The sequence below is a fragment of the Sporosarcina sp. 179-K 3D1 HS genome, from assembly GCF_047228905.1.
Classification (GTDB): Bacteria; Bacillota; Bacilli; order Bacillales_A; family Planococcaceae; genus Sporosarcina.
Map to the genome: position 1 here is coordinate 121,338 of NZ_JBFEGI010000003.1, position 25,900 is coordinate 147,237.

The following is a 25,900-nucleotide window of genomic DNA, read 5'->3' on the forward strand; positions in this document are numbered from 1 at the left end:
CCATTAAATTTAGAGTTAAACCTGGCTCCTAAGCGCCTTCGCCTGTATCATCATAAATTCGCGCAGGACTTCCGCCCCTGTCATGATCTGTTCCATTGATGTAAACTCGGCGGGATTATGGCTGAGCCCGTCTTTCGATGGAATGAAGATCATGCCAGTCGTACAGAGCGAGGCCATGTTCATAGCGTCATGCCCGGCTCCACTTGGCATTTCAATCCATGCTACTCCTTTTTCTTCGCAGATCGCTTTTAATTCTTCCACAACGGCGCTATCCATCTGAACAGGATCTTCGCTGGAGATTTCATCCATCCAAATGTTCAGGCCACGCGCTTTCGCCACGTCATGGACCGCCGTGGCCAGCGCATCCACGACACGCTGGCGTGACTCCAGGTTCGTTCCCCGGATATCGACCTTTAAGTCTGTGGCACCCGGTACGACATTCATAGCGCCTGGCTGTATTGAGAAGACACCAACTGTGCCGACCGTGCCGTAATCATGCTCTGCGAGCGCCGCACGCTCGACGGAAAGTGCGATTTCTGCCCCACCCAGCAAAGCATCATGTCGGTAATCCATCGGCGTCGTGCCGGAATGATCCGCCGTCCCACCGACGTGCACATGGAAGCGCACCGGCGCCGCGATGGCGGAAATGATGCCGATCGACTTCCCACGCTTTTCAAGCACAGGCCCCTGTTCGATGTGCAGTTCTACAAACGCCTTAATCTCATCCTGGAAACGCTTGGCTAAATGGACTTCTTCCAGATCAAGGCCGTTTTCCTCGAATGCCCTCATGAGCGTAACGCCGTCCTTATCAGTCAGCGACCGTGTGTACGCAGGGTCCAGACGCCCCGTCATCGCCTTGCTTCCAAGGGTCGAAGCGCCGAAACGGGAAGATTCCTCGCAAGCGAAAATGATGACTTCCAGCGGATGCTCCGTCTCCACCCCTTCCTCCGCGAAAGAGCGCATGACCTCGAGTGCAACAAGAACGCCCGCCGTCCCGTCGTACTCCCCGGCTGCATAGACAGAATCGATATGCGAGCCCGTCGCAACAACCGGCAGGTCAGGGAACTTCCCCTCCCGCCGCGCAATGACATTTCCCGCATAATCGGTGCGCACCTTCAGCCCTGCGCGTTCAAACTGTTCGATCAAATAAAGTCGCGCCTTTCGCTCGGTTTCGGTGTAGGCCAACCGATTGATGCCTTCCCCTTCATCTGTGAATCTTGCAAGCTCTTCAAATGACTGACGCAAACGGTTTAGCTTCATGACAATTCCTTCTTTCGTGTTGACGCAGTTGAGTTTGTTCATTGAAAATTCAATCAAACTTTTATATAAAGTATCGCAAGGTTTTTTATGAAAAGCAAACGGGTTTATCTAAGAATCTTGATAATCTAAAATCAATAGACAGAGAATGAACTTGATGCAAGAGCACAAAAAACCGGCGCCCCGGCCGGTTCTCATGACTCCCCTTTTAAATGAAAAAACTTGCGACCGAGTCTTTCTACAAGCGAAGGTGCCACTGCATATAATTTACTCGTAATTCCCAAGTATCCCGGCAGATCAATTTCCCGGACTGGCCGTTCGATTGCTCGGAGGACAGCATCTGTCACTTTCTCCACGGGCAAGATATACTTTCCGAGCGCTTTCCGGTAATTCCCCGACGAATCGGCCAGATCGATAAATGGCGTATCAATCGGCCCCGGATTGATCGTCGTCACATGTACGCCAAACGGAACCGCCTCCATTCGCAACGCATTGGTATAGCCAATAATCGCATGCTTGGTGGCCGCATAGATTGCAGTTTGTGGTGTCGACACTTTTCCCGCCTGCGAACCGATGAAGATCAGCTGCCCGCTCCCCCGCTCCATCATGCCCGGCAACAGGCGCTTGGCGAGCAACATCGGCACTTTTACATTTAAATCGAGCATCCTGTCGATTGATTCATCCGACATGGTATGGGCAGGACCGAACAGGCCAAGCCCGGCGGAAAAGATAGCGACATCCGGAATCCCGGCCTGCTTCACAAGACGTTCCGCCTCTCCGGCTTGCGTCAAATCCGCAGGAATAGTGTGGGCTCCTTCATTTTGCAGTTCCCACAGGACGTCTTTCGCTCTCCCGGTCGCCGTCACAACATGCCCTTCTGCCAATAACCGCTTCGTCAGGGCGAACCCGACTCCGCTCGTCGCCCCGGTGATGAGGATGGACTTACGCTTGCTCATATTGAAGCAGTCCGTTTTCGTCCAGATGTTCCCGCACTAATCCTTGATCCAGGAGGTAATCGGTTTGGCCGATCGTTTCGGAAAGCGTTAGTCCGAGTTCTTTTTGGTAGACAGCTGGAAATAATTCACGCGTTAACTCAAAAATGGTCCGAGGTCCCTCACTCAACATGGCCCATACTTTCATCGCCCGTTCATGCTGCTTCGCAAAGCGGGTTTTAATCAGGCTGTGTACATCTCTCACTTCATCCCCGTGTCCGGCATAGATTACTTCAATCGGCAAATCGAGAAGGCGCTTCAATGACTGATTATATTGCAGCAAGGAACGGGGACGGTCTTCCCCTGGCACAAGTGGCGGCTCGATAATCGGATTGGAGGACACTTTCTCCAGAACGAGATCTCCCCCGATCATATTGCCTGTTTTTTCTTCCCATAAGACAATATGACTTTGTGCATGGCCTAACGTTTCCAATACGGTCCAGCCATGATGCCCCGGCAATTCATCCCCTTCTTTCAGGATAATATCAAGTGGTCGTTCCCCTACGTAGCGAAGCGTACCCTTCATCTTTTTTGCCGCAACCAGATAGTCGTGAGGCACTCCTTCTTCCACCATCTGTTCATAATAAAAATCATCATGATGCTTCATGAATGCCTGATCCCTTGTCAAATAGGGATTATTATAGGCGTGGCCCAGCACCTTTGCATGGTCGAACGCATCGATCCATCCCGCATGGTCAGGGTGATGGTGTGTTAAAATGACTTGCTCGACATCGTCGAGTGTATAGCCCGCTTCTTTTATGCCGTGCTGAATTGCTTCATAAGCTTCCGGGGTCTTTGGGCCTGCATCGACCAGTGAAAGGGCATCCCCCCTTAAAAGGAAAGCATTAACATCACCGACCGGAAAAGGGGTCGGAATAGTGATTTTATGGATCATAGCAAGTATCTCCTTTGAAAAATGAATGGTTATTCATTCCATTGTACCTCTTTTTACTGGTAACGTCATATGTTTTGTTTCATTTACGTTCAAACCCTCCTGCAATCGTTGAAATAAACGTAGGGAATGTTGACTTTTTTGAAGGGCCATGTATATAATCATTCTAATAAAAAGTACTTGAAGCGTTGACGAAGACGAGTAGTTGCGGTGATGGAGAGAAGAGAGTGTGGCCACCGGCTGAAAGCCACATATTCCGCTCCCGCTACGAACCTGCTTCCGAGCCGCTGTGGAAACACAGCCGTGCCTTTCGCGTTACGAAAGAAATTGAGATGTGCCGGTCGTTGGAACCGGCAAATTTAGGTGGCACCGCGGAAACATGCGTTTTCGTCCTGATCAGAAGGGACGAAAACGCATTTTTTTATTGGGGAAAATTTATAGTTTTTGGTCTTTGGATAGCCAACTAACTAGGTTATGTTCACGTCCAGCCCCTCGAGTCGCTTCGGCCATGCCAAAAAGGCAAAGAACGCCTTTCCGGCATGGCCTCCAGCGCTTGTCGCGGCTAGACGGGCGCCCTGCGCTTTTGATTAGAAAGGATGAAGGAAATGGAAACGATTGTATTCATAGGAGCGGGATCCATGGCAGAAGCCATCATAGCCGGAATTGTAGAACAAGGGGCATTGAAACCGGAGCAAGTCTTTGTGACAAATCATTCCGATTATGCGCGGCTTGAAGAATTGCGGACCAAGTATGGAGTCTCCATTTTAGATAAAGAGAAAGAAGCACTGACTCGTGCCGATCTTGTTGTGATGGCCACGAAACCGAAAGATATTCACCAAGCGATGACCGAAACGGCACCTTATTTGAAAAAAGAGGCAGCTGTATTATCGGTAATTGCCGGCGTTTCCATTCAGACGCTGGAAGACGGTTTTGGAGCGCGGCCGATTGCACGGTCAATGCCAAATACGTCTGCCACCATCGGCAAATCGGCGAGCGGAGTGGCATGGAATGCGGCAGTCGATTCAGAGATGAAACAACATGTCCTCACTTTACTGGAATCGATCGGGATTGTGAAAGAATTCGAGGAAGATGACCTGCATACGGTTACGGCTCTATCCGGCAGCGGTCCTGCCTATGTTTATTATTTAGTGGAGGCGATGGAAGAAGCCGCGATCAACAAAGGGCTTTCGAAAGACGTTGCCCGCGAACTCATCATCCAGACATTGGAAGGAGCTGCGGCAATGTTGAAACAGACGAAAACAGAGCCAGCAGAGTTAAGGAAAAATATTACCAGTCCGGGTGGCACAACCGAGGCTGGTTTGAAAGCTCTTGAGATCCGTTTATTCAAGCAGGCAATCGGCGACTGTATCAATCAGGCCGAATCCCGTTCTCGTGAATTGGGCGCACTGTCCTGAATTTCCTTCATTTGTTATACTTGGTAAAGGGGGTAGATAGTGATGTCAAAGCTTTTTGAACCGTATACAATACGTAATGTCGAACTGAAAAACCGGATTGTCATGTCACCGATGTGCATGTATTCCAGCCATCGGGAAAACGGAATGGTCGAGGATTGGCATAAGATCCATTATGCAACGCGTGCCGTCGGGCAAGTCGGTCTTCTCATCGTTGAAGCGACGGCTGTCCTGCCACAAGGGCGAATCTCCGCTCAGGATCTCGGAATCTGGAGCGACGACCATATTGAAGGGCTCGCAGAAATCGTCCGGCTTTCGAAACAGCATGGCTCGAAGATGGGTATCCAGCTGGCGCACGCCGGTCGAAAAGCTGAAGTGGAAGGGAACATTTACGCACCGTCCGCCATCGCCTATAATGACAAATATAAAACACCGTTGGAAATGACTGTGGAGGAGATCCACGCCACTGTGCAGGCATTCAGAAACGCGGCCGTACGTGCCAAGAAAGCTGGCTTCGATGTAATCGAACTGCATGGGGCTCACGGATATCTCATCAATGAATTTCTCTCCCCGCTCTCCAACAAACGGAAGGACAGCTATGGAGGTTCGGCTAGCAACCGCTACCGGTTCCTGCGGGAAATCATTGATGCAATCCGAGAAGATTGGGATGGTCCTCTATTCGTCCGCATTTCCGCACATGATCATGCAGAAGGTGGCATGACGCCCCAAACGTATATTGAAATGGTGAAATGGATGAAGGAGCAAGGGGTCGACCTGATTGATGTCAGCTCAGGTGCGGTCGTCACTGCAGCCCGCATCACGATTTACCCGGGCTACCAGGTCCCTTTTGCAGAAGCGATTAGGAGAGGTGCCCATATTCCGACCGGCGCCGTCGGTCTTATCACGACAGGCATCCAGGCCGAAGAGGTATTGCAAAGCGGCCGTGCAGATCTCATCTTCCTCGGACGCGAGTTATTGCGTAATCCATACTGGGCCTACTCAGCCGCCAAAGAACTCGGCGTCACGGTCCAACCGCCGGAGCAGTATGAACGGGGCTGGCGTTTTTAACTAGGGCGACTGCTTAGCAGGGGTCGTAGTCTTAGTACTTGACATAGTAGTGATGCCTTAATTTCTGCAAAGACCGCAGAAATACGGCAAATCGAACCCTGCGTTGTTCGAAAGCGGTGCCTTAATTTCTGCAAAGGACGCAGAAATACGGCAAATCGAACCCTTCGCTGTTCGATTGGCTGGCGATTTTAATAACAAAATAAAACTCACGGAGGATTCAGTATTCCGTGGGTTTTATCATTCAGTCAACGGAAGCACCACGCCGTCTTTCCATTCAAATCTTGCAAAGTCTTCTGCAATGTAGATACGGGGATGAATGGCCAAGCCCTGCTCTCTCAGTTTGACCAGATCGCTCGGCATGAAACGGGCGCTAATATGCGTAGCGATCAGAGTTCCGGCATTGGCCTTTTTCGCCGTTTTGGCTGCATCACCGATAGTGGAATGGCCATATTCTTTGGCCAAATTGCCCGTCTCCATGTCAAATGTTGCTTCATGCACAAGAACATCCGCGTTCTCGGCAAGATTGACCGCGCTCGAACAATAACTCGTATCGCCTAAAATCGAAACGATGAACCCGGGCTGTGGTTCGCCCGTCACATCTTGACTCAAGACGAAGCGACCGTCCGGCAGCGTAATGTCTTCCCCCATTTTCAAGTCCTTCAACCAAGGTCCTTTCGGAATTCCCGCTTCTTCGATTTTCTCCATCAATAGTTTGCCTGGTAACGGCTTTTGCTCTATGCGATAACCGAAGCAAGGGATGACATGTCGAAGTTCCCTGGCCATGATGCGGAAATCGGCGGTTTCACAAATAACCCCTTCTTCTATTTCATGAATGATGAGTTCATAGGTCAGATGGGTTGTTGAAATGCGTAGCGTCGTCTCAAGCCATTCTTTGATACCCCGCGGTCCATAAACCTCAAGCGGTTCATCACCCCCGAGGAAAGATCGCGATCCTAGCAAGCCGGGTAAGCCAAAAATATGGTCCCCGTGAAGATGGGTAATGAAGATTTTATTGATTTTACGGGGTTTTAACGTCGTATATAGGAATTGATGCTGGGTCGCCTCCCCGCAATCAAATAGCCAGTATCCTTCCCCTTCAGCCGAAAGATTCAAAACGACTGCCGATGTATTGCGCTGCTTGGAAGGCATGCCTGCTCCAGTCCCTAAAAATTGAAGTTCCAACGTATCTTTCCCCTTTCACCGATTGCCCCGCTTGACAGTACCGGTTCCAAACTTTTTTTCCAGCCGTGCGACCAATTCATTCATTTCCACGTCCTTCGAATGTTCCTCGAAATTATAGATCGACAGTTGTTCATGCAGTTCCTGGATCGGAATGACTTGAGACACCGTGATTCCAAGTAAGCGAACCGGTTCCCCATCCCAATTTTTTTGAAATAAATCAATCGCCTCTTTATAGATGTCTGCAGCTTGATAAATGGGATTGACCAGAGATCGGCTTCTTGTCTGATTTCGCCAATCCGCCGTCCGGATTTGAATCATGATGACCGATCCGGCAAGCTCCGACTTGGCCAATCGGGCGGCCACTTTTTCAGCCAGCAATTGGAATGTTTGGAGGCAAGCCTTCAAGTCGGTCTCGTCGACGGGCAACGTAGTCGAGCTGCCAACGCTTTTCCGATCCTCGGCGGCCTCCGGGTCTACAGGACGGGAATCGATACCGTTGGCTCGTTTGCGAAGGCGGAGTCCGTTTTTCCCTAGGGATTGCTTGATCAGATATTCATCGCATGCTGCCAAGTCACCGATCGTACGGATTCCAAGTTCGTGCAGCTTCTTTTCCGTACTTTTCCCGATCCCGTGCATCTCGATCACAGGCAAAGGCCATAATATCGTCGATACTTCCCTTTTCCGCAAAATGGTGATGCCGAGCGGTTTCTTCATATCCGAAGCCGTCTTTGCGAGGAATTTATTCGGCGCAATACCGATGGAACAAGGCAGATCGAGTTCCCTCAAAATTCGTTGCTGCATATTGGTTGCAATCGAAACAGCGTCTGTCAGGCCCCCAATATCCGTAATATCCACATACGCTTCATCAATGGAAACGGGTTCGACCAAATCCGTATAGGATCGCAAAATGGCAAAGACAGCTGCGGAGGCCGTCCGGTATTTTTCAAAATCGGGCGGCACGATGACTAACGAAGGACAAATGCGCTTGGCTTCACCAACCGTCATCGTTGTGTAAATACCGAGAGCCCTTGCTTCATAGGAACAAGTCACCAAAATCCCACGCCTCTCCTTCGGGTTCCCCGCCACGGCCATCGGAATCCCTTTCAGCGATGGATCATGAGCTTGCTCGACCGATGCAAAAAAACTATTCATATCCAAATGTAAAATGACCCGGGCCTGCCCCCGTGAATTGCCGACCGTTGTCATACGTACTTCCTCCATTACTTAGTATTGACGTAATGATCCGATTCCTTATACATTTTGCACTTTGCGTTTAGAATAAAAAACCGGACGGGAAAAATCGTCCGGCATTCGTATTATTTTGCTGCTTGCGCTTCCACATAGGCACCGATTTCATCGATGCCGGTAAGTGTTTGGGATAACACTTCCGGATCGACGACTGTCACCATCCGATTTTCCAAATTGGCGACCGTTTTGAAATATGGCGTTCTCGAGTAGGCCATCAAACTGGAGTCAGTCAGTGTGTTTTCGGGTATATCTATGATTTCCTTTGCATCTAGTACGAGTAAGCCGATAAATAGTTTTGCGGTTTGTACAACAACGACCCGGGCATCCGGCTCTTCCTTTGCACTTCTTCCATATAGGATTTGTTCAAAATCGAGAATCGGTACCAGCTCTCCGCGGATCCGCATCAATCCGAGCATATAGTCGGGGAGATGGGGAATTGGATTTACTTGTTCCAAACGCTCGATGGATACGACTGCATCGACCGGCAGGGCATATTCTTCATTCCCACACTGGACGATGACCACTTTCAAATCTGCCATATCATGTCACTCCTTCCGGTTCGTCGCGACTACCTCTACAATTTCGAGTAAAAGCTCTGCTAATTTGTTCAATTCCTCAACGGGCATTCGTTCGTTTTTCGTATGAATCTCCTCATAACCGACGGACAGCGTAACCGTCGGGATGCCGGCACCGTTAAAAATATTGCCGTCGCTCCCTCCACCGCTCGTCATCAGTTCCGGCGTGCGACCAATATTGCGGATGGCAGTCATGGCCGTTTGGACGACTTGCGCTTCTCCGGTAAAACGGAACCCTGGATACATCAATTGTACTTCGGTTTCCGCTTTTCCCCCCTTCAATGTCGCCGTTCGTTCTAATACTCGAACCATATGCTCGATTTGATCATCCAACTTTTTCCGATCGATGGAACGGGCTTCCGCTAAAATATGAACCTCGTCGCAGACGATATTCGTCGCTTTGCCGCCTTCAAACCGACCGATGTTTGCCGTCGTCTCTTGGTCTATTCGACCTAGCGACATGGCGGAAATCGCCTTTGCCGCGATATTGATGGCGGAAACGCCTTTCTCCGGTGCAACGCCCGCATGAGCTGTTTTCCCGCGGATGGTCGTCCAAAGTTTTGCTTGGTACGGGGCTGCTATGACAATGCCGCCCACTTTCCCATCACTGTCTACAGCAAATCCATATTTCGCTTTCAGCAAAGATGGGTCCATTGCCTTCGCGCCAACAAGGCCGCTCTCTTCCCCCGCAGTGATGATGAATTGGATATCGCCGTGTGGTTTCCCGCTTTCCTTTAGAGTCCGTGCCATTTCAAACAAAGCCGCGATGCCTGCCTTATCATCGGCTCCGAGAATGGTAGATCCGTCCGAATAAATATAGCCATCGTCACGCAATACCGGCTTGATGCCTTGTCCCGGCACCACGGTATCCATATGGCAAGTGAAATAAATCGGATCGGCACCTTCTGCCGTCCCTTTCAAAGTAGCGATGAGATTCCCCGCCCCATGGCCGGTCTGTTGGGCGGAATCATCTTCCACTACTTCAAATCCAAGCCCTTCCATCTTGGCAATCAAATGATCCGCAATAGCCCGTTCATGTCGTGTTTCAGAATCAATTTGGACGAGTTCGAAAAACTCATCGAGAAGTCGTTGTTTATTCAGTGCTTTCCACTCCTTACAGCGGGATATTTCCATGTTTCTTCTTCGGTCGTGTTTCCTGTTTATCGCGCATCATATCAAGCGCTTGCAGTAACTTGATACGCGTTTCACGCGGATCAATGACATCATCCACCATTCCGTGGGATGCTGCTACGTAAGGATTCGAGAATTTGGTTCGATACTCCTCTATTTTTTCCGCGCGTGTCGCATCCGGATTATCGCTGTTCGCAATATCGCGTGCAAAGATGATATTCGCTGCCCCTTCCGCACCCATTACGGCGATTTCTGCATTCGGCCATGCGTAGACGACGTCAGCACCGATCGATTTCGAATTCAAGGCGACGTATGCGCCACCGAACGCTTTCCGTAGGATGACCGTCATTTTCGGAACAGTCGCTTCTGAATAGGCATACAGGATTTTGGCGCCGTGACGGATAATCCCGCCGTGCTCCTGCTTGATGCCCGGGAAGAAACCGGTAACATCCTCGAACGTGATCAACGGAATGTTGAATGAGTCACAGAAACGTATGAATCTAGCAATCTTATCGGATGAGTCGATGTCCAAACCACCTGCCATCACTCTCGGCTGGTTACAGATCAAACCGACAGACTCCCCTTTCATCCGCGCAAGGCCGACAACCGCATTTTTAGCGAATTCCGGCTGCACTTCCAAGAAAGAATCCGCATCCACCACTTGTTCAATCACTTTCCGGACGTCATACGGACGAATCGTCTCGAACGGCACGACATCCGCCAAGTCCGGACGATAATCATCCGACCCGTCATAAGGGAAGACTGGCGGTTTTTCCGTATTATTCTGCGGCAGATAGGACAACAATCGGCGGACATCCGACAGCACCGTTTGTTCATCTTTACCGCGGAAATGGGCGTTTCCGCTTATCGTATTATGTACTTTGGAACCGCCGAGATCTTCGGACGTGATTTTCTCCCCGGTTACCGTCTCGATGACTTTTGGTCCCGTAATGAACATTTGGCTCGTTTCATCGGTCATGAAAACGAAATCCGTAATGGCTGGCGAATAAACAGCTCCCCCCGCACAAGGACCAAGAATGACGGAAATTTGTGGAATCACTCCAGAAAAAATGGCATTCCGATAGAAAATTTCACCATATCCATCCAAGGAGACGACACCTTCTTGAATGCGCGCCCCGCCTGAATCATTCAGCCCGATGAATGGCGCCCCGTTTTTCGCCGCCAAATCCATCACATTGGCAATCTTCATCGCGTGCATCTCACCGAGCGCCCCGCCGAAGACCGTAAAGTCCTGGGAGAATAAATAAACAGGTCGGCCATCAATTTTTCCATAGCCCGTCACGACGCCATCCCCTGGCCCGACTTGCGTATCCATTCCGAAATCGCGCGTACGGTGTGTGACGAAAGGATTCAGTTCTACAAAGGTGCCTTCATCCAGCAAGAGGTCGATCCGTTCACGTGCGGTCAACTTCCCTTTTTCATGCTGCTTGGCGATCCGCTCATCGCCACCACCCAGTTCGATCTCCCGCTTTTTATCATATAACTCATTAATTTTATCGTAAATGTCCATTCTTTACTCCCCTTTCCCACTCTTATCGCATAATTCGTATAGGACGCCGAAGGAAGATTTCGGATGTAAAAAGGCGACTTCCGCCCCGCCGGCCCCCGGTTTCGGTTCATCCTGCAAGAGTTGTACCCCTTTTTCTTTCAACTCTGCCATTCTTGAACGGATATCCGTCACGCCAAACGCAATATGATGGACGCCCTCTCCCCGTTTGTCCAAAAACTTCGCAATGGCACCTTCATCGCTCATCGGTTCCAATAATTCCAATTTCACATTTCCCGCATCGACGAAGGCCACCCGAACATTTTGGCTGGCAACCTCTTCAATGGCCAATAGTTTCAGACCGAGCGTATGTATATAGTAGCCGATCGAATCCTCAATGCTTTTTACTGCAATCCCAACATGATCCACTTTTTGCATAATCCATTCCCCCTTTTATCCATTGTACATTTTTATTAGAAAAATCTCTACAGGTTGTGAAATCCACGGATTCTGTTAAAATAGGAACATAAGTGATGAAGGAGAGTTCGGGAAATGAGCAATAAGAAAATACAGAAAGTCATCGTCTATCTCATGATCTTTGCCATGGTGGCGTCCAGCGTTCTTTTCGGGTTAAGCGTACTTTTTTAACGTAAAGAAATCTCTAAAGCAAAAAAACAGTCTTTCCGTGCTATGCACGGGCGGACTGTTTTTTTCATCACACTTCTTCGCAGAATTCCTCGAATTGGCTTTGCAAGTTCGTCACCACGGACATTGGGTCATGCCCTTCGATTTCATGACGGCCGATTTCCGCAACTACCTGCCCATCCTTCAATAGGGCAAATGATGGGGAAGACGGGAGATGATCATCGCCGAAGTGCATGCGAGCTTGCGCTGTCGCTTCTTTATCCTGTCCCGCAAAAACGGTAACGAGATGATCCGGACGCTTATCATAATGGATCGAATGCGCAGCAGCCGGGCGCGCAATGCCTCCCGCACAACCACAGACAGAGTTCACCATGACCAACGTAGTACCCGGACGAGCGAACGCTTCATCTACCTGCTCTGGCGTCTGCAATTGCTCATAGCCACTCGCTTCCATCTCAGACCGTGCTTGTCTTAGAATATCATCCATATAAAGATTAAAATTCATATTCATCGGATTATAAACCCCTTTCTTTGCTTACAGCCTTATCATAACAGTTGAAATGTGGACATGCAAAAAAACAAAAGCGCAGGGCGCCTGCTTAGAGGCGACAGGCATAAGACAGGCTGGCCATGTGGCGCTTTATGCCACATGGCCGGCATGGCTTATGACCCAAGCCTCTGGCGCCCGGAGCTAGACATGAACAAGCTACCAACTAGATTCTCTGGTCTTCCTGAAACAGCTGATCCACCGCGCCGGCAACGGTCACTTCGCCCGTGATCAAGGCAGTCTCCAATGCGGCCACTTGCTCTTTCTTTCCCGGCTGGGCAAAAAAAGAATCAATGAGCCGGTCTTGGATCATGGAATGGAACCAGTCCTTCGTCTGGGCTTGACGGCGTTCTTCCCAATAACCGTTCTTTTCCATCTCCTGCTGAAAGGTCAAAACAGTATCCCAAACGTCTTCCAACCCTGTTTTTTTCAATGAAGAAACCGGAAGTGCCGTGGACGTCCAACCCGGAGACGCAGGTTGCAGAAAATGAAGAATCTGACGATATTCCCGCACCGTTTTTTTCGCCAGCTTCAGATTATCACCATCCGCTTTGTGGACGACGATGCCATCCGCCAACTCCATAATCCCCTTTTTCATCCCTTGCAGTTCATCCCCCGCACCCGTAAGGACGAGCAACATGAAATAATCAACCATGCCACGGACCATCGTCTCACTTTGACCTACACCGACCGTTTCAATCAAAATCACGTCATAGCCAGCCGCTTCACAAAGCAGCATCGTTTCCCGGGATTTTTTATGCACCCCGCCAAGCGTCCCGGCAGAAGGGGACGGACGGATGAACGCGTTTGGATGCTTCGCAAGTTCTTCCATCCGTGTCTTGTCCCCCAAAATACTGCCTCCCGATAAAGTCGAACTTGGATCGATCGCAAGAACAGCGACTTTATGGCCCGCTTCCGCAAGCATCAAGCCGAACGCTTCGATAAAGGTGCTTTTCCCCGCCCCTGGAACACCGGTAATTCCAATGCGGACACTGTTTCCGGTATTTGGAAGCAGATCGAGCAATAATTGCTGCCCCGCCTGTTTATCGGCCGCTTTCAAACTCTCCAGCAAGGTGATCCCCTTTGCAAGATCAAGGCGGGACCCCTTCAAAATATTCTCCCGAAGCTGTTCAATGGGAATCGACTTATCCTTTTTGACAAACCGCCTCCGTCCGGAAGAGACCATACCGTCATGGGTGGACGGGATTCCATCCATCACATGGAGTGCACTGTCATCGATCAAACGGTTGTTGTCTTTCAATCCGCCACTTCCTCATAGCCGAGCGTGCTGTAAATCTCTTCGATCACCTTTTGCGCCGCAACCGGAATGACGGTACCCGGTCCGAAAATGGCGGTCGCGCCGCTTTCCCGCAGGAACGCATAATCCTGTGCCGGGATGACACCGCCGACGACGATAAGAATATCCTCACGGCCTATTTTTCGTAATTCCTCCCGAAGCGCAGGCACCAATGTTTTATGGCCGGCCGCTAACGAACTGACCCCAATCACATGGACATCGTTTTCCGCTGCCTGAAGAGCCGTCTCTTCCGGTGTTTGGAATAAAGGGCCGATATCGACATCGAAACCTAAATCCGCAAAGGAAGAAGCGATGACTTTTGCCCCTCGGTCATGCCCGTCCTGCCCCATTTTAGCGATCAAGATTCGAGGACGGCGCCCTTCATTTTCCAAAAATTCATCTGCCATCGCTTTCACTTCTTTAATTTCCTCTTCGTTTGAGAAGTTGGAACTGTATACTCCGCTCACCGAACGGATCACCGCCTTATGACGACCTGATACGCTTTCGATCGCGTCGGAAATTTCCCCGATCGTGGCACGTGCGCGAGCGGCGTCGACCGCCATCGCCAATAAATTTCCTTCTCCGCTGCGGGCCGCTTCCGTCAACGTGGCTAAAGCCTGCGCAACAGCCGTTTCATCACGATCTAATTTCATTTGATTGATCCGGTCGATTTGCTTTTGTCGGACAAGTGTATTATCGATATCCAAAATATCGATAGGATCTTCTTGTTCAAGCCGGTATTTATTCACCCCGATGATCGATTCTGTTTTAGAATCGATCTGCGCTTGGCGTTTCGCGGCCGCTTCCTCGATTTTCATCTTCGGAAGACCGGTTTCAATCGCTTTCGCCATGCCGCCCAGATCTTCAATCTCTTCGATCAAGTCCCAAGCTCTAGCCATCAATTCATCCGTCAGTTTCTCGACATAATAAGAACCGCCCCATGGATCGATTACTTTCGTCATCAACGTCTCTTCCTGTAAGAAGAGCTGTGTATTCCGCGCAATTCTTGCCGAGAAATCTGTCGGCAAGGCGATTGCCTCATCCAGCGCATTCGTATGGAGCGATTGAGTGTGTCCCATGGCCGCCGCATTTGCTTCGATCAATGTCCGTGTGACGTTATTGAATGGATCTTGCTCAGTCAAGCTCCAGCCCGATGTTTGCGAGTGCGTGCGGAGTGCCAAACTCTTCGGATTTTGAGGATCGAAGGTTTGCATCATTTGTGCCCAGATCTTCCGTGCTGCCCGCATCTTTGCGATTTCCATGAAATAATTCATCCCGATCGCCCAGAAGAACGACAACCGAGGCGCGAACGAATCAATATCAATGCCGGCTTTCAAACCGGTGCGGACATATTCCAATCCGTCGGCAAGCGTGTAGGCCAGTTCGATATCCGCCGTGGCGCCCGCTTCCTGCATATGATAGCCCGAAATGGAAATGGAGTTGAATTTCGGCATGTTTTTGGACGTGTATTCGAAAATATCGGCAATGATCCGCATCGACATGTCCGGCGGGAAAATGTACGTATTGCGCACCATGTATTCTTTCAAAATATCATTTTGTATCGTCCCGGCCAGCTTTTCCGGTGCCACGCCCTGTTCCTCAGCGGCAACTATATAAAATGCCATGATCGGAAGAACCGCGCCATTCATCGTCATTGATACGGACATTTGATCGAGCGGGATGCTATCGAACAAGATTTTCATATCTTCGACCGAGTCGATGGCCACGCCCGCTTTCCCGACATCGCCAGTCACGCGTGGATGATCGGAGTCATAGCCACGGTGAGTGGCCAAGTCGAATGCAACCGATAATCCCTTCTGACCCATCGCAAGATTCCGCTTATAAAATGCGTTACTCTCTTCAGCCGTTGAAAATCCTGCATACTGGCGCACGGTCCAAGGGCGGGAGACATACATCGTCGGATAGGGCCCTCTTGTATTAGGAGCGATGCCCGGGAAATCATTCAGATGCTCTACACCTTCCAAGTCTTGTTCCGAATAGACCGGTTTCACATCAATACCTTCATTCGTCCGGAACAACTGGCCAGCCGCCCCGTCCTGAAAGGCTTCTGTTTGTTTTAATTCAGATATTGCAACTTTACTGAAGTCTGGTTTATTCAACATGGGCACCCTTTCCTCCTTCCACTTTGCTAGCGATTTCCAACAGCTTGTCGATTTTATTTTGGCCCGTAAATAGGAATCCGTTCAATCCAGCGGCCTGCCATTTTTCCGACAACGCAGCGTCATATTTTCCTGCTACATCCAACACGACTTGCTCGGGCAGTTTGCTCAATAACTCGTCCATGACCAGTTCCGTTTCGGCAGGTGATGCACAGACAACCGCATAATCCGGTTGCTCAGCGGCCAACCAATCAACCGCTTCTTGTGCGTTGGCCAAAGCGGGACTCCATTCCGTACGAATTCCGCCGGTTGCCAGGAATCCTGTCACAAAATCCGCACGAGGCTTAAAGTCTTTCAAAGTACCGAATGTCAGCAAGACAGACCGAGGGTGGGCGTTTGCAAAACGTTCACGCAATTGCTCAAACGGTATTGCGAGGCGTTCATCCACCTTCACCAAGTCTGAATTCGCAAATTCGGTATCTGTCAGTTCTGCATACACATTTGTGCCAATCAACGATTTTTTACCCGTTGCAACTTCCTCTTTCCGGGATTCCAGCGTCTCTGCCAGTCGTCCGGTTGCGAGATAGGCATCATAGCCTCCCATCTCATCGATTCCCAAGAACAGGCTCCAAGCTTTTTCAACAAGCTCCGAAGTCAACGTTTCGATGAAATAGGAGCCTCCTGAAGGGTCGGCCACTTTTGTCACATGGGTTTCCTCTTTAATGACCAATTGGATATTCCGCGCCAACCGTACGGAGTGGTCTGTTACACCTGTCAACACGTCATGCGGATAAACTGTCACAGCATCCGCTCCCCCCAGAACGGCCGAAAACGCTTCATTGCCAGCGCGCAGCAGATTGACATTCGGGTCCAATTTCGAGTAAGAGCGTAATGAAGTCACTGCCAATAGCGGGATCGATGGAGTATCGTCGTCGGTATCAAACGCTTGGCAGAATGCTTGCCAAAGAACTCGGAAGGCCCTGAATTTGGCGATTTCCATGAAAAAATGCGTATCTACCGCAAAACGGACAAAAAACTTGTCCGCGAATTCACGGAATGTTTCCTGGGCGGACGCAAGCTCCGAAGCTTTGGTCAAAGCAAGTGCCAGTTCCGTTACTGCATCAGCACCTTGATGATGCGCGTCCCACATATCCACGCCTAGCGTTCGAACTTGGCCATAGCCATGGGGAATTTTCCAATTTTTAACCGATACTGCCCCTTTTACAGCGGAACGGGCCTCTACTGGAACCCGATCAAACACTTGCAAAAATGGATCATCCGCCGTCGTATTGGTAATGAAAATCGGATATTCCTGCATCAGTTCCGCCATTTCATCTAGCTGTCGATCATCCCAACGTAGCTCTTTCAATCCATCATAGACAATCGCTTCATTCCCGCGTTCAAGCGAATCTTTCAAGCTTGCGACAAACTGATAGCCGTCCTCCGCAAGTGTCTGTTGCGCAATCACCCAGCCGGATGTGCTGTTGACGACACGCACCGCATGCAGCCGAGCCTCCAACTCCTGCTGTGTATATAAAGGTTGCAATGTAATGCCTTCCGTCGTCTTCGTCAAAAGCGTTTCAAAAGGCTTTCCTTTTAACGATTGGACAGCCGTCTCTTTCCATTGGTCATAATCGGCTTCCGTAAATGTAGACGTTTTCATCGTATGTATTACCATTCCCACACACCCTTTCCAAAATATTCACTCTTTCTCTAGTTTACCTGACAGTTCGCATTGTTTAAAGTCCAAAAAACCCGGAGCCATTTTCCATGCCCCGGGTAATTGCGCTGTACCTTAATAGATTGAAGTGTTTTCAGCGGAAATATTTTCAAGAATTTCTTTTACGCGGGCCAAGAATCTTCCACTGATTAACCCGTCCAGAACACGATGGTCGAGGGATAAACAGAGATTGACCATGTCTCGAGCGGCAATCATGCCGTTCTCCATGATGACAGGCCGTTTCACGATCGATTCCACCTGCAAGATGGCGGCCTGTGGGTAATTGATGATGCCCATGGACTGGACCGAACCAAAGGAGCCGGTATTGTTGACCGTGAAGGTACCGCCCTGCATTTCGGCAGAAGCAAGTTTACCGGAACGGACCTTGCCGGCCAGCTCATTGATCTCACGACCGATCCCTTTGATCGTTTTTTCATCCGCATGTTTGATGACGGGCACATAGAGGGCATCTTCCGTCGCCACTGCGATGGACAAGTTAATATCTTTCTTTTGAATGATTTTGTCGCCCGCCCACATGGAATTCATCATCGGGAATTCTTTCAACGCTTGCGCCACTGCTTTGACGAAGAAGGCGAAATAGGTCAAATTGAAGCCTTCACGCTGTTTGAATTCTTGTTTCAAGGAATCCCGGTATTGGACGAGGTTTGTCACATCGACTTCAATCATCGTCCAAGCGTGTGGCGCTTCATGTTTGGAACGCAGCATATTCGTTGCGATCGCACGGCGCACTCCCGATACCGGGATTTCGACATCTCCCGCTGCTGTCGGGATATCTGCAGGTTGGGGAGTGGCCTTGGCCGGTGCAGCTTCGGTAACTGGACGTTCTTCCGCCATGACCGGCTGTTGTTCCGGCATAGGCGCCGCAGCTTTTGGAATATCACCGCTTGCGATGATGGCCAAGATATCTTTTCGGGTGATCCGGCCTTCCCGCCCCGATCCTTCGACAAGCGATAGATCGATGTCATTTTCTTGCGCCAAACGCATAACTGCTGGAGAATAACGTCCCGCTGCATTTCCTGTTTGGCGCTTGATTGGTGCGGGCGGTTTTTGGGAACCAGCCGCCGGCATTTCATTGGCCGGTTCTTCTCTGGCCGGCACTGCCTCCGGTTGAGGCTCTTCGACACTTCCGCCTTCCGCTTCGATCGTGCAGACGACAACTCCCACATCAACGGTTTCCCCTTCTTGGACGATCAATTCCTTGATCGTTCCCGCAAATGAAGAAGGAATTTCGGCCGTCACCTTATCTGTATTCACTTCTGCAATCGGATCATATTTATTGACCGTGTCACCGGGCTTGACGAGCCATTTTTCAATTGTACCTTCCGTGACACTTTCACCAAGTTTCGGCATTTCAATATTTTGGATAGCCATTGGGTAGCCCCCTTCTTAATCAGTTAAGTCGAAGATTAACTCGAATCAGCCTTGCCTGACCAAGTTAAAATTCAGCAAGCTCCCTCGCCGCTTTTTCGACTTTATCGGGATTGACCATAAAGAATTTCTCCATTGTCGGTGCATAGGGCATGGCCGGAATATCCGGGCCGGCAAGCCTTTTGATCGGTGCATCTAGTTCGAATAGGCAGTTCTCGGCAATGATGGCCGATACTTCGCTTAGTATGCTGCCTTCCAAATTATCCTCCGTCACAAGCAGCACCTTCCCAGTCTTGGACGCCGCTTCAATGATCGCTTCTTTATCAAGCGGATAAATGGTGCGCAAATCGAGGATATGCGTAGAAATTCCATCCTCTGCGAGCCGTTCCGCAGCCTGTAGGGCGAAATGAACGCATAAACCGTACGTAATGATCGTAATATCGTCGCCTTCCCGTTTGACATCCGCTTTGCCGATTGGCAATACGTACTCATCTTCCGGCACTTCGCCTTTGATCAAGCGGTATGCACGCTTATGTTCAAAAAATAGTACCGGGTCATCATCCCGAATAGCCGCTTTCAACAATCCTTTGGCATCGTATGGAGTGGAAGGGATGACCACTTTCAAGCCTGGTGTGCTGGCAAACATGGATTCCACCGATTGGGAATGGTAGAGAGCACCGTGGATGCCGCCACCAAATGGCGCACGGATGACGATCGGGCAAGACCAGTCATTATTGGAGCGGTACCGAATTTTAGCCGCTTCGGAGACAATTTGATTGACCGCGGGCATGATGAAATCGGCAAACTGCATCTCGGCAATCGGACGCATCCCATACATGGCGGCCCCGATTCCGACACCTGCAATCGCTGACTCCGCGAGTGGCGTATCGAGTGCACGATATTCCCCGAATTGATCGTAAAGCCCGGTAGTCGCTTTAAAGACGCCGCCTTTTCGCCCGACGTCCTCACCGAGGACAAAGACGTTTTCGTCACGTTCCATCTCTTCTTTCATCGCCAACGTGATGGCATCAATATAGGATAACACAGCCATTATTCGTCTCCCCCTTTCTCTGCATATACATGGAGAAGCGCATCTTCAGGCGCGGCATAAGGGGCATTTTCCGCATAATCCGTCGCTTCATTCACCGTTTTCATGATGTTTTCATCAATTTCCTTTTCCAGCTCTTCGGTCATCACGCCCGCCTCTTTCAAGTAGGACGCAAATTTCGGGATCGGGTCAAGCTTCCGCTCATTTTCGAGTTCTTCCGCATCCCGGTACAGTCGATGATCATCATCGGACGAGTGGGCTGTCAGGCGGTAGCACACAGCTTCCACAAGACTCGGCCCTTCCCCGCTGCGCGCACGGTCTGCCGCTTCCTTGACGACTTTGTACACTTCCAGCGGATCGGTTCCATCCACAGTGACACCCGGCATGCCATAACCGACAGCCCGATCCGACACATTTTCACAGGCAAGCTGCTTTTCAACTGGTACGGAAATCGCATATTTATTATTTTCCACCATAACCACGGTCGGCAGTTTATGGACGCCCGCAAAGTTCATTCCTTCGTGGAAGTCGCCCTGGTTCGATGAGCCCTCACCCAATGTAACGAAGGTAATGAAGTCCTCATTTTTCATTTTGGCTGCAAGCGCTACTCCTACTGCGTGTGGGAGTTGAGTCGTAACGGGTGAGGAACCTGTCAAGATCCGGTTTTTCCGTTGCCCGAAGTGGCCAGGCATCTGGCGTCCCCCCGAGTTCGGGTCTTCCGCTTTGGCGAATGCGGATAGCATCAATTCTTGCGGCGTCATGCCGAAATGTAGGACAACCCCCATATCCCGATAATAGGGCGCAATCCAGTCCTTCTGATTATCAAGTGCAAAAGCCGCTCCTACCTGTGCAGCTTCCTGTCCTTGACAGGAGATGACAAACGGGATTTTTCCGGCCCGGTTCAACAGCCACATCCGCTCATCCAAACGCCGTGCCATTACCATCGTCTTGTATATATTTAGTGCCTCTTCATTCGTCAAACCAAGTTCTTCATGACGTGTCTTCGCCATTGTAACTCCCCCTATCTGTTACGTGTTTCCAGTTCGTTCAATCAAACCATCCTTCACAGCATGATCTACATATGAATTGCCAAACCATCGACTGCCAAGGCCGCTTCCCCCATCACTTCCGAAAGGGAAGGATGTGGATGGATCGTGGAAGCGACTTCCCAAGGTGTCGCATCGAGCACCACGGCCAAGCCCGCCTCTGAAATCAAATCCGTGACATGGGAACCGATCATATGGACTCCTAAAATGTCGTCGGATGACTTGTCGGCAATTATTTTGACAAACCCGTCTGCATTGCCATTGACCAGCGCTTTGCCGATTGCCATGAACGGGAACTTCCCGACTTTGACATCAAATCCTTGTTCCCTTGCCTGCTCTTCTGTCAACCCGACGCTTGATGCCTCCGGACTGGAGTAGATGCAGCGAGAAACTTTTGTATAGTCAAAAGGCTCTTGCTGCAACCCCGCTATATGTTCAATTGCCGCAATTCCTTCATGGGAAGCGACATGCGCGAGCTGAAGTCCTCCGATGACATCCCCGATCGCGTAAATATGGCTTTCTTTCGTCTGGAATGTCGGCCTAGTCTTGATCGTTCCGTTTTCGATTTCGATCTCCGTATTTTCAATGCCAATACCTTCTATATTGGCTTGGCGCCCGACCGATACAAGCATTTTCTCAGCATGATATTCGATCTGGTTACCATTGACTTCTGCAGATATCGACACTTCCCCCTCTTGCTTGACAAGAGTATCCGGCAGCACTTTCGCACCCGTGACGAATTGGATGCCCTTTTTGCTAAGCAACTTCCGCATTTCCTTAGAGATATCTTCATCCTCCGTCGGAATGATGCGTTCTGCATATTCAAGTACCGTCACCTCGACTCCGAAATCATGGAGCATGGAGGCCCATTCAATGCCAATCACGCCGCCTCCGATGATGAGCATCGATTTTGGAAGCGCTTCCATAGAAAGAGCTCCATCTGAGGACATGACTTGTTTCTCATCGATATCAAGCCCCGGCAAAGTCCTTGGCCTGGAACCGGTTGCGAGCACCAAGTTCTTCAAAATGAGCATTTCATTTTCCGACCCATTATTCATTTCGACTGAAATTGTTCCAGGCATCGGAGAGAAGATCGAAGGGCCTAACATTCTTCCGAGTCCTTCGTACACGTCGATTTTTCCTTTTTTCATCAAAGCTTGAACCCCCGAATGGAGTTGCTTCACAATCTTTTCTTTCCGCTCCTGCACCTTCGCAAAATTAAGGGCGACATCCGTGGTGTCCACACCAAATTCGGCGGCCTTGTTTTTGGCCATATCATATACTTCCGCACTCTTCAGCAATGCTTTGCTAGGGATGCATCCTTTATGTAGGCAGGTGCCTCCGAGCTTCCCTTTTTCAACGAGCGCAGTTTTTAACCCCAACTGGGCTGCACGTATGGCTGCCACATAGCCCCCGGTACCGCCACCCAAAATGACGACGTCATATTCTTGTGCCATACCCTTTCCTCCTAATCTATTAAATGACTTTTCCAGCACAGGGTGACTCGGTTAGAACAGCCATGTTCCAACCGAAACCCCGTTAATCATTGCCGAACGGCCGATTTATCGTCTCGATAGGACGCTTTTTTCATTTTGTAAAAATTGGCTGCGTGCTTTAGCAACACGTGCAATGCGCTCTTCTGCTAAACGGTCTGCAGCGACATATGACGGAATATTGTCCCGTTTTGAAATCGCAAAGATTTTTTCGATCGTGTCGTAAATGCCCGCGACTCGTTTCAATGCCCGTTCTCGATTATAACCATCCAGTTCATCGGCAACATTGATGACACCGCCGGAATTGATGACGTAATCCGGTGCATAGACAATGCCCATTTCATGGATCTGATCTCCGTGCGAAGGATCTTTCAATTGATTGTTGGCAGATCCCGCAATCACTTTCGCTTTCAATTGAGGAATGGTCTCATCATTGATTACGGCACCCAGTGCACAAGGTGCAAAAATATCCGCTTCTTGGGAATAAATTTCATTGATGCCGACCGCTGTTGCGCCAAACGCGTTGACTGCTCGTTGCACCGCTTCTTCGTTAATATCTGTTACGATCAATTTGGCGCCTTCTTCATGCAAGTACTCACATAATGCGTAAGCCACGTTCCCAACGCCTTGAACGGCAATCGTTTTCCCTGCCAGCGAATCATCGCCAAATGCCTCTTTGGCTGCAGCTTTCATTCCTTTATAAACGCCGAACGCCGTAACAGGCGAAGGGTTTCCGGATGACCCTGATCCTGCAGTTCCCGTGACATAATCGGTTTCAAGATGGATCAAATCCATGTCTTCTTCAGTTGTACCTACATCCTCAGCCGTAATATATCGACCGTTCAATCCTTCGATGTAGCGGCCGAATGCACGGAACATCTCATCATTTTTATCGGTGCGTGGATCACCGATGATCACCGTTTTACCTCCACCGAGATTGAGTCCTGCCGCCGCATTTTTGTATGTCATTCCACGTGCGAGACGGAGTGCATCCTCGATTGCCGCTTCTTCGCTTTCATATGTCCACATGCGGGTTCCACCGAGGGCTGGTCCAAGCGTAGTATCGTGGATGGCGATAATCGCCTTGAGACCCGATGTTTTGTCTTGACAGATCACCAATTGTTCATAGTCTTGCTCTTCCAGTCTTTTGAAAATTTCCATTGCAATACCTCCTAATAATATCAGTCCGTTTATTAGTATATAGGAAATGTAAGGAACGTTGGTAATGAATTCCTCAATCAGATCAAGTCATATTTCTCCAACTTGTAGTAAAGGGAGCGGAGTGAGATTCCAAGACGGTTCGCCGTGAGCGATTTATTTCCGTCATTTTCGCGAAGAGCAGCGTCCAAAATCGATTTTTCATAACTTTCCATGATGGAGGCAAGTGTGTTCGTTTCCAACAAGGACGTCTCGATATCTTTGTTTTCCCTGGATGAAAGTGACTTAACCACATTATCCAGTTCAAGGACCGATTCGCCTGTATCCATATAGATCATCGCCCGACTGAGCACATTTTCCAATTCGCGCACATTTCCCGGCCAATCATGTTGTTGGAGGTGCTCCATCGCTTCGTCCGTGATTTCTCCAATGTTCATGCCCAATTCCCGGTTTAGCTTGCCAATGACCCGCTCGGCGATTTCAGGTATATCTGATTTTCTCGAACGGAGAGGAGGGATTTGAATGGCGATCCGGTTCAACGAGTAATAGAGTTCTTCCAAAAAATCACCTTGCAGCATCGCTTTTTCCAGGTTTCTGGAGCTGGCTGTAATGATGCGGACATCATACTCGATCGCTTGAGTGTCCCCTTCTCTTGATACCGCTCCATGTTGTAAGTAGGTGAACAATTTTCGTTGGATCGGAATAGGAAGATCCGCAATCTCATCTAAAAATAAAGTTCCACCTTCCGCTTCCCCAATCAAGCCTCTTGTCCCTTCCTCAATTTCACCTCGACGTAGTTCCTCTCGACCAAAAATTTCCGCTTCCAATTGGGAAGGAGGGATGGCAGCACAGTTTACACGGATGAATTTATAGGTCTTCCGTTCACTTCCGCTATGGATGGCATGGGAAAACAGCTCTTTCCCTGTCCCGACTTCCCCCCGCAGGAGAACGGGCAACGAGGATCTTGCGGCAAGTTTTGCCTGCTCGATAGAAATCTCCAATTCATGGGAACTACCATAAATATCATCGAAGGAATAGGTTTCTTCCAGCTTGCGGATGATGGTCCTTGCTTGGGCAAGCTCGTTCATTAAATTGCGCATTTCCGTCACGTCATGGATGACACCAACACTGCCTTTCACTTGCTGGTCGGCAATGATCGGAGCCACATTGACGATGACATCCCGGCTATTTTCCCCGATTTTCATGCTGACCCCACGAATCGGTTTTCTCGTCTCGAGCACTTTCATATGGATACTTTCACCTTCGATAATATCCTCAGTGGCCGGTTTCCCGATAATTTCTTCTTCGGACAGTCCCGTTATCCTCGTGTAAGCCGGATTGATGAGAATCATCTTTCCCTGTTCATCCACTACAGAAATCGCATCATCGCTCGAATGAATGATCGCTTCCAACATCGTTTTCATTTTATTTAGACCCGTAATTTCTTCCGCAAGCGTCACTACCTCGGAGATATCCTTAAACACGGCAAAGGCGCCGACCTTTTCCCCCTTGTTGTTGAATAGCGGGTAACGGGACGTGACGATTTTCAAGCCGTTCCCGAGGACCAGTTCCCGGTTCATCTCCGCTACACCGCTTTCGAAGACAGCCGGTAGCTTCGACATCGGAATCAGGTCTGAAATAGACCTTCCCAACGCATCGTTTATTGGAATACCCGTCATTTTGGAAGCGCTTTTATTTAAGAAATCAATTTTCCCGTGCCGATCGATTCCGATCATCCCTTCTTCGATCGAATCAAAGATCATTCGCTGTTTATGCATTTCCCCGCGTAAACGCTCTATATATGTATTGTTCTCTTCCAGCAAATCGACGAGGAGACTGGCTATCGTTCCCGGGATGATGACTGATTGGGCCGATCTTGCCTGTAGTAGTGCCGGAAAGACCGTTTCATCTCCCGTAACGTCGAAGATAATGTGGACTTGATCCGATAAGAATCTACGCCAATCGGTTCCATAGGGCACACCAAGATCTTTGGCATATTGTATCCCTGGGGCTTCTACGTTTTGGTCGACAATCGCAACGACATTCATGGATTCGTGGTGAAGAAAAAGGTTGAGTAAAATCGATCCACCCTTCCCTGCTCCGATTATGAGAACGTTTTGCAAGGTTATTCAATCCTCTCTTTGGATAACTTGCAATCTTTTGCAATTCTAAG

General features: G+C 49.7%; 22 protein-coding genes. 3 read left to right on the plus strand and 19 right to left on the minus strand.

The genetic code is table 11. The features are described 5' to 3' along the window. Nucleotides 1-15: 15 nt before the first annotated feature. From AB1K83_RS05735 to AB1K83_RS05745, 3 genes are all read right to left on the minus strand, one after another. The gene (locus AB1K83_RS05735) at nucleotides 16-1,260 is read right to left on the minus strand and encodes a Zn-dependent hydrolase (protein ID WP_413057204.1); all 1,245 of its coding nucleotides are present in this window, start codon (nucleotides 1,258-1,260) and stop codon (nucleotides 16-18) included. A 191-nt stretch (nucleotides 1,261-1,451) separates the two neighbouring features. Next, the gene (locus tag AB1K83_RS05740) at nucleotides 1,452-2,213 is read right to left on the minus strand and encodes an SDR family NAD(P)-dependent oxidoreductase (protein ID WP_413057205.1); all 762 of its coding nucleotides are present in this window, start codon (nucleotides 2,211-2,213) and stop codon (nucleotides 1,452-1,454) included. After that, nucleotides 2,200-3,144, minus strand: a complete 945-nt coding sequence (locus AB1K83_RS05745) for an MBL fold metallo-hydrolase (RefSeq protein WP_413057206.1) — start codon at nucleotides 3,142-3,144, stop codon at nucleotides 2,200-2,202. The genes AB1K83_RS05740 and AB1K83_RS05745 overlap by 14 nt, the downstream gene beginning before the upstream one ends. A gap of 602 nt (nucleotides 3,145-3,746) precedes the next feature. Here AB1K83_RS05745 and proC point away from each other — a divergent pair. Continuing rightward, nucleotides 3,747-4,556 (plus strand): pyrroline-5-carboxylate reductase, encoded by an 810-nt coding sequence (gene proC / locus AB1K83_RS05750; RefSeq protein ID WP_413057207.1) that lies wholly within the window; start codon nucleotides 3,747-3,749, stop codon nucleotides 4,554-4,556. Between the two features lie 42 nt (nucleotides 4,557-4,598). Next, nucleotides 4,599-5,621, plus strand: a complete 1,023-nt coding sequence (gene namA / locus AB1K83_RS05755) for an NADPH dehydrogenase NamA (protein ID WP_413057208.1) — start codon at nucleotides 4,599-4,601, stop codon at nucleotides 5,619-5,621. A 237-nt stretch (nucleotides 5,622-5,858) separates the two neighbouring features. Here namA and rnz read toward each other — a convergent pair whose 3' ends face one another. The 6 genes from rnz to mce all read right to left on the minus strand — a co-directional run bounded on the left by rnz (nucleotide 5,859) and on the right by mce (nucleotide 11,702). Next, complete coding sequence (gene rnz, locus AB1K83_RS05760) at nucleotides 5,859-6,803, minus strand: ribonuclease Z (protein WP_413057209.1); 945 nt, start codon at nucleotides 6,801-6,803, stop codon at nucleotides 5,859-5,861. A 15-nt stretch (nucleotides 6,804-6,818) separates the two neighbouring features. Beyond that, entirely contained in the window at nucleotides 6,819-8,009 is a 1,191-nt protein-coding gene (locus AB1K83_RS05765; protein WP_413057210.1) for a DNA polymerase IV, read from the minus strand. Between the two features lie 110 nt (nucleotides 8,010-8,119). Further along, complete coding sequence (locus tag AB1K83_RS05770; protein ID WP_413057211.1) at nucleotides 8,120-8,590, minus strand: chemotaxis protein CheW; 471 nt, start codon at nucleotides 8,588-8,590, stop codon at nucleotides 8,120-8,122. A 6-nt stretch (nucleotides 8,591-8,596) separates the two neighbouring features. Further along, on the minus strand, nucleotides 8,597-9,760 hold the full coding sequence (locus tag AB1K83_RS05775; protein ID WP_413057212.1) for a M20/M25/M40 family metallo-hydrolase: 1,164 nt from the start codon (nucleotides 9,758-9,760) through the stop codon (nucleotides 8,597-8,599). Beyond that, the gene (locus AB1K83_RS05780; RefSeq protein WP_413057213.1) at nucleotides 9,741-11,288 is read right to left on the minus strand and encodes an acyl-CoA carboxylase subunit beta; all 1,548 of its coding nucleotides are present in this window, start codon (nucleotides 11,286-11,288) and stop codon (nucleotides 9,741-9,743) included. The genes AB1K83_RS05775 and AB1K83_RS05780 overlap by 20 nt, the downstream gene beginning before the upstream one ends. 3 nt (nucleotides 11,289-11,291) lie before the next feature. Beyond that, entirely contained in the window at nucleotides 11,292-11,702 is a 411-nt protein-coding gene (gene mce, locus AB1K83_RS05785) for a methylmalonyl-CoA epimerase (protein WP_413057214.1), read from the minus strand. A gap of 114 nt (nucleotides 11,703-11,816) precedes the next feature. Here mce and prli42 point away from each other — a divergent pair, with 114 nt between their 5' ends. Further along, on the plus strand, nucleotides 11,817-11,912 hold the full coding sequence (gene prli42 / locus AB1K83_RS05790; RefSeq protein ID WP_413057215.1) for a stressosome-associated protein Prli42: 96 nt from the start codon (nucleotides 11,817-11,819) through the stop codon (nucleotides 11,910-11,912). 67 nt (nucleotides 11,913-11,979) lie between these two features. On the opposite strand, the gene AB1K83_RS05795 is transcribed toward prli42, so the two are convergent. From AB1K83_RS05795 to AB1K83_RS05840, 10 genes are all read right to left on the minus strand, one after another. Beyond that, a complete protein-coding gene (locus tag AB1K83_RS05795) occupies nucleotides 11,980-12,420 on the minus strand; it encodes a BrxA/BrxB family bacilliredoxin (protein ID WP_413057216.1) in 441 nt (146 codons plus the stop codon). 202 nt (nucleotides 12,421-12,622) lie between these two features. Next, nucleotides 12,623-13,672, minus strand: coding sequence for a methylmalonyl Co-A mutase-associated GTPase MeaB (gene meaB / locus AB1K83_RS05800; RefSeq protein WP_413057517.1), 1,050 nt, complete (start codon nucleotides 13,670-13,672; stop codon nucleotides 12,623-12,625). A 41-nt stretch (nucleotides 13,673-13,713) separates the two neighbouring features. Next, nucleotides 13,714-15,873 (minus strand): methylmalonyl-CoA mutase, encoded by a 2,160-nt coding sequence (gene scpA, locus AB1K83_RS05805; protein ID WP_413057518.1) that lies wholly within the window; start codon nucleotides 15,871-15,873, stop codon nucleotides 13,714-13,716. Continuing rightward, complete coding sequence (locus tag AB1K83_RS05810) at nucleotides 15,866-17,551, minus strand: methylmalonyl-CoA mutase family protein (protein WP_413057217.1); 1,686 nt, start codon at nucleotides 17,549-17,551, stop codon at nucleotides 15,866-15,868. The genes scpA and AB1K83_RS05810 overlap by 8 nt, the downstream gene beginning before the upstream one ends. A gap of 117 nt (nucleotides 17,552-17,668) precedes the next feature. Then, nucleotides 17,669-18,985, minus strand: coding sequence for a dihydrolipoamide acetyltransferase family protein (locus AB1K83_RS05815; RefSeq protein ID WP_413057218.1), 1,317 nt, complete (start codon nucleotides 18,983-18,985; stop codon nucleotides 17,669-17,671). A gap of 64 nt (nucleotides 18,986-19,049) precedes the next feature. Further along, nucleotides 19,050-20,033, minus strand: a complete 984-nt coding sequence (locus AB1K83_RS05820; RefSeq protein WP_413057219.1) for an alpha-ketoacid dehydrogenase subunit beta — start codon at nucleotides 20,031-20,033, stop codon at nucleotides 19,050-19,052. Next, on the minus strand, nucleotides 20,033-21,040 hold the full coding sequence (locus AB1K83_RS05825) for a thiamine pyrophosphate-dependent dehydrogenase E1 component subunit alpha (RefSeq protein ID WP_413057220.1): 1,008 nt from the start codon (nucleotides 21,038-21,040) through the stop codon (nucleotides 20,033-20,035). The genes AB1K83_RS05820 and AB1K83_RS05825 overlap by 1 nt, the downstream gene beginning before the upstream one ends. Before the next feature lie 65 nt (nucleotides 21,041-21,105). Beyond that, entirely contained in the window at nucleotides 21,106-22,533 is a 1,428-nt protein-coding gene (gene lpdA, locus AB1K83_RS05830; RefSeq protein WP_413057221.1) for a dihydrolipoyl dehydrogenase, read from the minus strand. 105 nt (nucleotides 22,534-22,638) lie between these two features. Beyond that, complete coding sequence (gene bcd, locus AB1K83_RS05835) at nucleotides 22,639-23,730, minus strand: branched-chain amino acid dehydrogenase (RefSeq protein ID WP_413057222.1); 1,092 nt, start codon at nucleotides 23,728-23,730, stop codon at nucleotides 22,639-22,641. Nucleotides 23,731-23,807: 77 nt separating this feature from the next. Next, nucleotides 23,808-25,850 carry a sigma 54-interacting transcriptional regulator gene (locus tag AB1K83_RS05840; RefSeq protein ID WP_413057223.1) on the minus strand — a complete coding sequence of 681 codons (2,043 nt, stop codon included), beginning with the start codon at nucleotides 25,848-25,850 and terminating at the stop codon, nucleotides 23,808-23,810. Nucleotides 25,851-25,900 lie beyond the last annotated feature (50 nt).